This window comes from Paenibacillus sp. 01T422, assembly GCF_056398785.1.
The window spans coordinates 1-10,669 of sequence record NZ_JBFTQB010000193.1 but is presented as its reverse complement, the minus strand read 5'-3'; the positions used below and the strand labels follow the sequence as shown (position 1 = coordinate 10,669).

The window sequence follows — 10,669 nt, the reverse complement described above, 5'->3', positions numbered from 1 at the left end:
AATCAAGATCCTGTCTAAGCCAATGCAGAAAATCAAGCTGATTTTCTTCCGATACCCCGTGGTCCGTAGGATACAGATTAAATGTTAGGCGCGGCGTCTGATCCCTGAAATACGCGGCCGTCTCATGGCCGATCCGAACAGGAAAAACGGAATCGTATTCGCCATGCGATATAAATACAGATACTTCTTTCGCGCTTCGCAGAGGGTACTCCGTCTTCACAAAGTCAGGAATATACCCGTTCAATGCAACGATTCCCCTCAACTGATCCCCCATCGTAAGCGCAAGCGACATAGATAAAATCGCGCCTTGGCTAAAGCCCAGCAAGTAACGCTTGCTAGGATCGATCGGATATTTCTCCGTTGCATCTTGAATGAATGCTTCAAGATTCGTTATCGCTTCGTCAAACATCTCCCGAATCGGATTTCCTAGGCTTTTCAAACCATAATACTGATAACCCGAAGTATGAGGCTGATTGCCTCGAATGCCGATAATAATGAAATTGTCAGCTAACGGAGCTACTAACCCAAACATATTTTTCTCGTTAGAGCCCTTGCCATGCAAAGTAAAAATGACCGGATACTTCTTGTCTGGATCTATATTAGCCGGTAAATGCACATCATATGGATAAGCCGGATTCCCGATTGAACTGAACCATCCTTCAACATTGCTTAGTCCCATTTGAAACTTGGCAATCCCATGAGAGATAAAAATAATTCCCATTAATACACGCATAATAATCGAAACAAGCATTGTTTTTGTCATTCGAATTCTCTCCTCCACGAAATATAAGTAATATAAAAATAAAGTTTATATAAGTAATTTAATACAGGATACGTTGGCATGTCAATAAAAATTTTGCTAATATGTAATTAAGTTTTGTATAACTAATATTTGATGTGAGGTGCGGTCGGGATGGACATCGGCTCAACGATACGGGCTATTCGGAAGCGAAAGAATATTACTATTGCCCAAATTTGTGAAGAAACCGGCTTGTCTCAAGGCTTCATGAGTCAGCTTGAAACGAATAAAACTTCCCCCTCCATTTCTACGCTTGAAAATATAGCACAGGTTCTAAAGGTCCCTTTGGCTTACTTGCTCTTGAAGAAAGAGGAACGAATGCATATTGTCCGCAAGGATGAACGAAGAATTACGACAAGTGGATCTGACAATTTAAAGGTAGAGCATCTGAGCTCTACAAAAAATGTCCGGATGATGATGGTAGAATTGCCTGTTGGTGCCTCAACAGGTGACTTGCCTCATGCTCACGAAGGCGAGGAGGTTCATGTCGTAATCAAAGGCAGAGTGCACGCGGAGCAAGGAGAAGATGTGGCCGAATTCGGAGAGGGTGATTCGTTCAGTTGGAACGCCTGCACGCCACATGTGGTGAGAAATATTGGGGATGACACGGCCATCGTGCTTATCTCTATTTATACAGAAACTGATGGTGGCCGAGAGTTTATCTAAAATAAAAAGCCCTCAACCTTGCCTTCTGGCTAGGTTTGAGGGGCTTGGACATAAGTTCTTTTCTTGTTTTCCTCACAGACTGAGTCGGTTAAAACTTGCTCAAAGGGAACTGGAGTCCCCTATTTCGAGAAAAACAAGCTGTTTCCTCTCGGAGCGGAACTACAGGTCCTTATTTGTCCCCCATGGCGCATTTGTCAGCTGAAAATCGGCCAAATAGCGGACTGTTGTTCCACCTATTCGTGGAAATTGTTCCTTTTCTGCGAAATAGCGCACTGTAGTTCCCAGAGATCTTTCTAATATATAAATTCACAAGCGCAGCACTTGCTCAATTAATAAACGTAATAGAGGCTACCATTTTTATTGGTAGCCTCTTTTCATTCTATTTGAATTTATTACAATGATGATAAAATCACTTTGGGCAGCTTGCAAACAACGCTGTAGGCAGGATTGAACATGTTAGCAATTTCATATTCAACGGCTTGACCCATCAACAAGCTGGCTTCCGACGAGGTTAAGCCGCAATCTTCCTGCAGCAGCCGAAACATCTCCGTTGTTGCATGTTGAAGCGCCTGATCCAGCGGCCGTGCATTCCCGATACAAAACCAATGCGTATCGGTTTCGCCCCGCGGCCAGCTTATCGTTTTACCCTTTTGCACGCTAACTGTGAACTGAACATCCATTGATATTTCGAGACCTGTACCGATGATCTCTCCATCGCCTTGCAGAGCATGACCATCACCCAAATAAAACAATGCCCCCTCTTCGGACACCGGAAAATAAACTGTGGTGCCTGCGACCAGGCCTTTATAGTCCATATTTCCGCCATATTCGCCGCTTGTGGCCGTTGAGATGAATTGCCCTTTGGCAGGCGCTACACCAAAACAACCTAGAAAAGGCCGCAATGGCAGCTTCAACTTAGCCAGCCCTGGCGCCCTGAAAGCCCCAAATCACCTTTCCGCCAACGTTGTAGCTTCAAATAAATGCAATAATAAGCTCTTCTGAACATGCATTCTATTCTCAGCCTGCTGATAAATAATAGCATACTCCGATTCGATCAAATCCTCCTCGATTTCATACCCAGGATGAATTGGCATATCGTGCATAATATAAGGGGAAAATCCATTGAGATTTCTCTTATTAATTTGAAATGGCATCATGATTTGAATCCTTCTATTTTTCTCCACCTGATACCGGGTATCCTGAAAGTGTTCCATATCCACCCAAGTGTCTGTATAAATAAAATCTGTTCTACTAATCGCATCAGACAAGCTACTCAAGGTTTCAATAGATCCACTTTCATAAGCAGTTTGCATGAGCTCTTCATCCCATGAAGCTTCATTGATTATCGGAGTTACTAACAAAAGTTTAATACCCAATGTCACACAACCTGCTATTAAGGAGTTCGCAACATTATTATGAATCCCTACATAGGTTAAAGTCACATCTGCGAAGCTGCCCTTTACTTCGTATATCGTCACGGTTCGCGCATTCAGTCCTTTCATTCCAACCCCTCAGCCTCAAAAATCACCGACTGATCTCCTCGGTTCATCCGAATCAGGTAGCACTGCTCCCCTAGAGGGGACTTCTGAATACGCTTGCCAGTAACTGTGCAGGCGCGCACCCAATCGGGCAGCTTGATGACGATATCTGTATCCCGCTCGGCTGTTATCTCCGCTAGGAATCTCCCTGATCTGGTGTCCCACTCGAGCGAAACTTTGCCCGTATGAAATCTCCAGTGGGACAGTTTCCCGCGCTTCAACCGTTCGGGCAGTGCGGGCAGCAGCTTGACGATCCCCGGCGAGACCTGTAGCAGCATCTCTTGGATTGCATTCACCCAGCCCAGATTGGCATCGAGCTGAACTGGCGCCGTCGCCATGTTCATTGACAACCCCATCCCCCGCCAATCATTATGCAAGGTGAACAAATTCGGCAGCAAGCTGGCTCTCGATAAAATATCCAAGCATTCCAGTGAACCGTCACCATCCCCTAGTCGAGCATAGATCGCCGCCATGTGCACGAGTGACCAGCCAGTCTGTGCGCCGATCTCGCGTTTATTCACTGCCGTCTCAAAAGCTTGAAATAGCGTAGGATCCGCTTCCCTGGTCACTTCGTGCCCTGGAAATACAGGATACAGATGTGACAAATGCCTGTGAGCGTAACGGTCTTCGAAATCGGTATGAATCCATTCGCTCACCGCTCCCTCGTCGTTCACCCGATAGGTAGGCAGACGATCCAACATTTCTTGCCAATCCTCTGCTTCCTGCTGGGCATCCCCAACCACTTGAAGCGCTTCAATCAAATGCCGCAACAATTCCTTCAAAATGGCAATGTCCATCGTCGCGTTTATCGCTGTCGGCATCGGGTGTGCCAGCGGCTTGCCATCCGTCGGCATGTAGTTGAGCGGTGTATTTTCCGGTGATACAGAAGGATATATCTTGTACTGGCCACTTTCGTCGATGACAAGAAAATCCTTATAAAATTGAAGTACCTCTCGCATGAATGGGAGCGCTCGCTCTTCCAGGAAGTTGGCTTCTTCTGTAAACTTAGCGTATTCATAATAGTGTTGTGCCAACCAGCCAGCTGCTCCCGTCCAATTTAGAATAACCGGAACGATCTGACTGGGTACACCGACACCCTCTGTTGTGCCAGCTGGCAGATAGATTCCTCGGCAGCCATACAACTTGCGAGCATTCTCGCGAAAATCATCCATCAGCGACTCATAATACCGGAATAGCGAGGGAACAAGCTCGCTTAATCCACCGACATGCGCATGCCAATACATCATCTGGATGTTCTCATTAGCCATGTTGTGACTCCAGACTAGCCGATAGTCCCCTCCCCATAATCCATACAAACCGAAGGGTTCAGCCTCCTCCGCAGTGGAGGTGCCGCTAAGGAATAAATACCTGCCGTAAGCCCACATTTTCCGAATAAGTGTCTCGGAAGCTTCTCCCTCATAGGCATCCAGCAGTAATCGCTCATTAGAGCGAGGATCCGAATCCTCATCGCCCAGGACAAGCAACGCCGAGCGATAAAGCGGTCGATGTAACGCGACATGCCGTTCCAGCAAGCGTTCATAAACAGCGCCAGCATTCGCACTCGCCTCCCAGTCTTGAAGCAGATCGGCAAGCTCCAGCTTCAACCGAGGCCAGTCTTCCGCTCGCTGACCACGTGTAAATACTTTAACCAGCACGAGCACTCGACTTGCTTCCATGAAACGGATGACGCCATCAGATCCGGTGGTTTGTCCACCTTCCTGTACAATCCGCAGCACGGCTCCAAAATCGGTTCCGTCATCGTTCGTTGCCGAGTACCAACTATGAGCTTCATCTGCTCCTGTTTCCACAGAGTTCTCTAGCTCCTTGTACTCAGGCGTGTCCGCCCAGCGGTCACTTGGATGAAGCTGCAAACCGATTTCACCGGTTATCCCGCTCCCCCCTTCTCCTTCGATCACATACACAATGCAATCATCGGCACGGGAAACGAACAGCGTCCGCTTATACCGACAATCTCCATCATTCCAAGCCACTGTAATTTCCCCGCTATTCATATCAAGCTCTCGGTTGTACCCGCGAAAAGCATGCATGCTGGGCATCGTCAGATGGAGTGCTGCCAGTGGAAACCTAGAAGCCAGCTTCGTCCCATACCCCCGCTCCTTCAGGGCATCCGCCAGCTGCCAACTCGCTTCTTGGTAACGCCGCTCGTCCATCAGCTTCCGCGTCTGCGTAAGCGTGAAGCTGACATCAGGAAGCTCATCTCGCTGTCCCCAATGCCACAACTTCGCATGGTTCAGCAGCACTGTTTCCTCCTGAACCCCACCGAATACGGACGCACCGAGCACGCCGTTGCCAGCAGGCAGCCCTTCTCGCCACATATTCCGCCACCAGGAGGCCGGGTAGCTCATCGTCAGCTTATCGTCATCTCGATTTTCTATTTGCCCCTGCATCTCATTCCTCACACTGCTCGCGCAACTGCTCCATCTCAAGTGCAGCAAGCAGCAGCGGAGCAACACCCATTAAAACATCGCTTACAATTGCTTCGCTTAAGTAATACGCATACGAGCCATCTCGGTATTTACGGCCGCCAAGACCCGCACCGTGACAGATATGATGAAGGTGAACACCCTGCTCGTCTTCCGTCACGAAACGTTTCATGATACCTTCATAAGCTCTTTCTACGACGCTCCGGTCGATTTCCGCCAAATATTGCAGCCTAATTCCCTTTGCGATCGCATACGTAAGCATGCAGGAACCCGATGACTCCAGATAGTTGCCTTGTTGACCATTGCAATCCATTACCTGATACCAGACACCACTTTCCTGATCCTGTGCCCGTACGACGCTATTCACCATCCTTTCGAAAATGCCCATTAACTGTCCACGCTTCGGATGTCCAATTGGAAAATGCTCCAGCGCATCCACGAGCGCCATGGCATACCAACCCATTGCGCGTCCCCATACATGTCTCGATCGGCCCATCCCGCTATCGCACCATCGCTGCTCCTGGGTTTCATCCCAGGCATGATGCAGCAAGCCCGTCTGCGGATTGCGGGTATGGCGCTCGACTAACAGCAACTGATGCGCCGCCTCATCGAACCAGCTGTTGTCATCGAAGGTTCGAGCATATTCAGCCATGTAGGGGGAAGACATATATAAGCCATCCAACCACATTTGATAGGGATATATTTTTTTATGCCAAAATCCACCCTCATTCGTACGCGGTTGACTAGCAAGCTGAGTGATCAGCAGTCGCGCTGCATCCTCGTATTTCGTTTCGCCTGTTTCCCTCCATAAACGAAGAAGGTTCTTTCCTTTATTGATATGATCAAGGTTGTAATCGTTAAGTTTGTAACCGCGTATGGAACCATCCTCTTGCACAAACACGTCCATATGCCGTTTGACGAAATCATGATAGGTCGCCTCGCCTGTCCAATCACCTAACTTATCGATGGCTGCAAGCGCCATTCCTGCGACATACCCCCATTGGTTCGCAATTTTCGGATGGTACCCATCTTGGCTATGCGATAGAATCGCCTCGCCGACCTTGACGGACATTCGTTCGATTTTCGTATCCAGCATGGAAGCCTTCATGGCTTATGCCCCCTCACGTTTCATTGTTTATGGAGTGAACAGCGGCAATACGGTAAAGTCCTCTGGGACGTTAACTAGATACAAATTACCATACCCGTTCTTATCGCTCGTGAATAGAACACGCTTGCCTTTTGCATCAAAACGCGGATGGGCATGCACTTTCTGAGAATGAAAGCTGCAGCGCAGTTCACACAGCATGCGAGGTCCATCGTACTCCCCATCCCTTTTTCGCCAGATGCTTAACGTCTTCACTGCGCTTTTCCCGTCTACAATGGCTTGACCCAAACCATCTGCATAACCATGCCAGGTATCAAAATTGAATTCCGTTTCTTCAAGCTCTGTATTGTCATACCGGATGCTGCCGAAGAAATTCGTCCCGTTCGTACGGAACCCATGGTAGCCAATCGTTACGCCGTCAGGATAAAAAAATTCGTGGCCGACCTTCTCCTCAGGCTCAAGACGTTCACGGATTTTCCAAGCATGGCCTGTGCGTAAATCAAGTCCCCAGATACGGTGATCGACCAAATGCCAAGGTCCCTCATGACAAAATGTCATCAACCAAGGCTCCTTGGGAGACGCATTGATATGCGTAATAAAGCGGTTTGCTTCATAGATGGTTTCCGCACCRCCATTCACTGCGTCGATACGTACGATCATGCTGTGGGGAGCTGCTTCCATGAGTTCTCGATGCCCCACATAACCGTTGCCGAGGTCCAGTCGAATTCGGTGCGATAAATCCTCTTGGACACAAGTACAGACATGTTGCCCTTCGGCGCTGGCGCTTATATTGCCGAGATGATATCCCTCAGGTGCTTCATACACCGCTTTCTCATCAAAATCCCCTTGCAAATCTAGGCGTATGATCTGTGTTCCAAGCTTTATGTAGACCGCACTCCCATCCGGCAGCAAGCACGCATCGAGATGATCATTTCCCGGGTAATTGGTCAGCTGCGTAATGACACCGCTCTCAACGTGCAGGCTATACAAATTAGTGCTATTACCACGATCCGAGACGAAGATAAGACGCTGTTCCTCATCGTACCAACCGCTTTCCGTAAAATATAAATGATGACTATGTGACTTATAATCCGTGAGCTGTATCACTTCAAGGCCAGTGAATCGGTCCGTTGCCGATTTACGCTCCGAGGGCCATATTGTTCCTTTTGCCATACGATCGCCTCCTTATTATCCATGAATTAGGCCTAATAGCTGACCTACAACCAAGGTTTCAATCCTTCCCAGCTCACGTTCCAACTGCCATCCTGTGGAAACCCCGGGTTATTCAAGTTCGAACTGCCTTCCCAGCCAGCAGCCATCATCGCAACAGCCGTCAATAAACCTCCATTACCTGGCAAATAGGCAGACAAACCAACTCGCTGATAGTTGTGGCCATTGGTTAGATATGTATTTTTCGCCGCATCCATAAGTAGGAAGTCAATTGCCATATCTGGTTCACCTAGTCTTGCCGCCGTCATTGCGCACATCGGGAAGTCCCAGCCCCAAGCGGAGCCCCATTTCCATACCTCTTTCACCTTCAACAGCGTGTTCAGCATCACCTGACGATCAATCATTGTTCCGGGTAAAATGCCAAGCGCACCGAGCATCGATGGATGATCGTGATTTTTGGCTGTAAAGGTATCCGGGCACAGCTCATGGGCCAGATAAACGCCTTCAGCCTGCGGCGGCTCAGCCATCATTCCGGCAACCTGTGACCACTTCGGATTCGGTGTTTCCTGCAGAAGCTCTGCCCAGCGAACTGCAATCTCTAAGCCATATTTCCAATACTCGAGCTCGTACGGAGGATTTTTACTACCTGCAAGCGAGTGGCACTCCTGCGCTGGAATTAACGGTGGGCCTAAATCATAAACTTGCTTCGCTTCATCCCAATAGGCAAAAGAGACCATGAAATCCGCTGATTCATAGACAATATCGCGGAATCGTTCCAGCAGCTCTCTCGTCGGCTGAGCTTTATAGATCAGCTCCGCTAGCGTCATCGGGTGCGGCTGCTGCCAGATCAATCCTGGCGCAACGGGTGAGGGGCAAGGTTTGCCTTCGAAGTCGACCATTTTGGGCCAGCGGGCACCTTCATATCCTTGTGACAATGCGAGTTCGCGGGCAACCGGCAAGATCTGGCTGTACCAATCCATGCTCTTCAGCAGGATGCCCTCTCTCCCCCACAATGGAAAATGCGCGCCATGCCACCAATGCATCTCCAAGTGCGACTTGCCGAACCAGCTGTTGTACATCAGTCCCGTCTCTTGCGGAGGCAGGGAGCCGCCACTATGCATAGCACACAGGAACTGCGAAAGAACAACGCGTCTCTCCAGCTCGTAAGCTCGTGGATCCGAGCTGCCAGAGAAATCGATTGCCGCTCCGCTGAGCCAAAATTCCTCCCAGTGAAGCTTGCTCGCAGCCATCGTCTCTTCAAATGATGGGGCTATTTGCGCTGATTCCGGAGCAAAGATTACAGAAAATTCAATTAATTCAACTTGTTCAGAAGGAGGGAACAGTGTAAACTCATGTGCTCCTGTCCGTCTAAGTGTGCCAGCACTCCAAGCCCAGCGCAGCTCATATTTATCTTCATCCATTGTACGTTCTAGCAAAACTTCATTGCTGCTGCCTTCGCGAAGTTCCGTCCTGTGCCTATCATCATTGTCCCAGTCAGGAAACACAGCCTTCGCCCAACTTGTATTCGTCATATCCGGCGCAGGGAAGCGAACGAACACCTGCAACCGGCCTTGCGCGATTAGTCCTGATTGTACACGCACACCGATCGCATCTATGGAAGGATGACAAGCGGTGGTAACATGAACCAGTACGCCTTGAATGGTATAAGCGCTAGTAAGCACGCCAGACCACAGATCGAGCCGCTGGCTGATCAGCGCAATATCGGCTGCTTCTGCTAGTTCACCCGATTCCAACAGGAATCGAAAAGAGACTCGGCCTAGTTGGAGACGATGTGGATTCATCCTCAGCCAGTGGTAGGCCTCCGCTGTGCTCCCTGGTTTCATCGGGTAACCGACCAGTCTGCCATGCGTATCGAACATCTGGTGCTCGACATCCTGATCCGTAAATCGATTCCGTCCACCCGTATAGTGCCAACCCCAGTTGGACTGCGTGCCTAGCGGTACCTCATATTGATCTGGGAAAGTCTGTAATCCCGTGATGTCCGCGCTGAAGGCGAATTCCCCATTTCCCACAGAAAAGGGGGACAAAGGGTCCCATTTATTCAATTCCGGATTGTGCCGTTGTATGATTTGTCGTCTATCCATAGTTCCTCCTATGTTCACTTATCCGATCTGGTTGATGCCGCTTGTCTATTCCAGCATAACATCCGTACGGGTTCTCATCATATCCCGGTATTTGCCCGGGGTTATATTCTTGAATTTGCGGAAGCTTCGAATGAAGCTGTTCTCGTGCTGGTAGCCGACCCTAACCGCAATATCCGATATCTTATATTCGGTCTTCAGCAGCAGATCCGCCGCACGTTCCAAACGCAGGCGCGTCAAGTAGTTATAGATGGTTTCTCCCGTTTCTTGCTTGAAAATCTGACTGGCCAGAGAGCTGCTAATTCCGACATCGTCAGCAATTTCTGGGATCCCGATTGTCTCGCTCAAATGCTGCTTCATATAGTCGATCATGCGGTGACACGTAATAAAATCCTTGCTTTGAATGAGTTTATGGAAGCGCTGAACCAGCGGCTCGACACGCTTGCTGAGTTCCTCTTGTATGTCTCCGAGATGAAGTGTGTTGAATCTCTCGAACGCGCTGCCCTCGGTAGATTCGTCGTCGGCCTGCCATAACTGCTCAATACGCTCTTGCACTGCCCGTAGAAAAGTTAAAGCAGCAGAAGGATACCCATAATTGCTTCGCACATCGGAGATCAGACGTTCAACCGCTTCTAGCGAACCTGTCTCGTCTCCCGACTCAATCAACTGCGATAATTCATCCAGCTTTCCTGYGTCCACAACCGTCTCCATCACTTCATGCCCCGATACCTCATGAAACGGAATAATCTGCCCATAACCTTGATATAGCCGATAATTCAGTGCATTCTCTGCTTCCAGCATCGCCTGACGCAGCCTGGCAACTTCTGTTTGTGGCGTACTTACAC

The 10,669-nt window shown here is 49.0% G+C and carries 9 protein-coding genes; 1 reads left to right on the top strand and 8 read right to left on the bottom strand.

Annotated elements, in window-relative coordinates; all coding sequences use genetic code 11:
• On the bottom strand, positions 1-763 hold a 763-nt coding region (locus tag AC1DUA_RS13130), incomplete at its 3' end, for an alpha/beta hydrolase-fold protein (RefSeq protein WP_477500185.1).
• 150 nt (positions 764-913) lie between these two features.
• On the opposite strand from AC1DUA_RS13130, the gene AC1DUA_RS13125 reads away from it, so the two are divergent.
• Positions 914-1,465, top strand: coding sequence for a helix-turn-helix domain-containing protein (locus tag AC1DUA_RS13125; RefSeq protein ID WP_477500184.1), 552 nt, complete (start codon positions 914-916; stop codon positions 1,463-1,465).
• Positions 1,466-1,857: 392 nt separating this feature from the next.
• Here the strand turns inward: AC1DUA_RS13125 and AC1DUA_RS13120 are convergent, their stop codons facing one another.
• The 7 genes from AC1DUA_RS13120 to AC1DUA_RS13090 form a co-directional block, all read right to left on the bottom strand.
• Positions 1,858-2,379 carry an acetamidase/formamidase family protein gene (locus AC1DUA_RS13120; RefSeq protein WP_477500183.1) on the bottom strand — a complete coding sequence of 174 codons (522 nt, stop codon included), beginning with the start codon at positions 2,377-2,379 and terminating at the stop codon, positions 1,858-1,860.
• A gap of 33 nt (positions 2,380-2,412) precedes the next feature.
• Positions 2,413-2,967, bottom strand: coding sequence for a Rossmann-fold NAD(P)-binding domain-containing protein (locus AC1DUA_RS13115; RefSeq protein ID WP_477500182.1), 555 nt, complete (start codon positions 2,965-2,967; stop codon positions 2,413-2,415).
• Entirely contained in the window at positions 2,964-5,411 is a 2,448-nt protein-coding gene (locus tag AC1DUA_RS13110; RefSeq protein WP_477500181.1) for a glycosyl hydrolase family 95 catalytic domain-containing protein, read from the bottom strand. Before AC1DUA_RS13110 ends, AC1DUA_RS13115 begins: the two co-directional genes overlap by 4 nt.
• Before the next feature lies 1 nt (position 5,412).
• Complete coding sequence (locus tag AC1DUA_RS13105; RefSeq protein WP_477500180.1) at positions 5,413-6,555, bottom strand: glycoside hydrolase family 88/105 protein; 1,143 nt, start codon at positions 6,553-6,555, stop codon at positions 5,413-5,415.
• 27 nt (positions 6,556-6,582) lie between these two features.
• Positions 6,583-7,725, bottom strand: a complete 1,143-nt coding sequence (locus AC1DUA_RS13100) for an oligogalacturonate lyase family protein (protein ID WP_477500179.1) — start codon at positions 7,723-7,725, stop codon at positions 6,583-6,585.
• 44 nt (positions 7,726-7,769) lie between these two features.
• Positions 7,770-9,827, bottom strand: coding sequence for a glycoside hydrolase family 65 (locus AC1DUA_RS13095; protein ID WP_477500178.1), 2,058 nt, complete (start codon positions 9,825-9,827; stop codon positions 7,770-7,772).
• Positions 9,828-9,872: 45 nt separating this feature from the next.
• Positions 9,873-10,669: helix-turn-helix transcriptional regulator (locus AC1DUA_RS13090; protein WP_477500177.1), on the bottom strand; the 797-nt coding region annotated here is incomplete at its 5' end.

Excerpts from the sequence above, each read along its gene's own strand:
- AC1DUA_RS13125 (WP_477500184.1), top strand. The coding sequence starts at position 914 with ATGGACATCGGCTCAACGATACGGGCTATTCGGAAGCGAAAGAATATT.
- AC1DUA_RS13115 (WP_477500182.1), bottom strand. The coding sequence starts at position 2,967 with ATGAAAGGACTGAATGCGCGAACCGTGACGATATACGAAGTAAAGGGC.
- AC1DUA_RS13110 (WP_477500181.1), bottom strand. The coding sequence starts at position 5,411 with ATGCAGGGGCAAATAGAAAATCGAGATGACGATAAGCTGACGATGAGC.
- AC1DUA_RS13105 (WP_477500180.1), bottom strand. The coding sequence starts at position 6,555 with ATGAAGGCTTCCATGCTGGATACGAAAATCGAACGAATGTCCGTCAAG.
- AC1DUA_RS13095 (WP_477500178.1), bottom strand. The coding sequence starts at position 9,827 with ATGGATAGACGACAAATCATACAACGGCACAATCCGGAATTGAATAAA.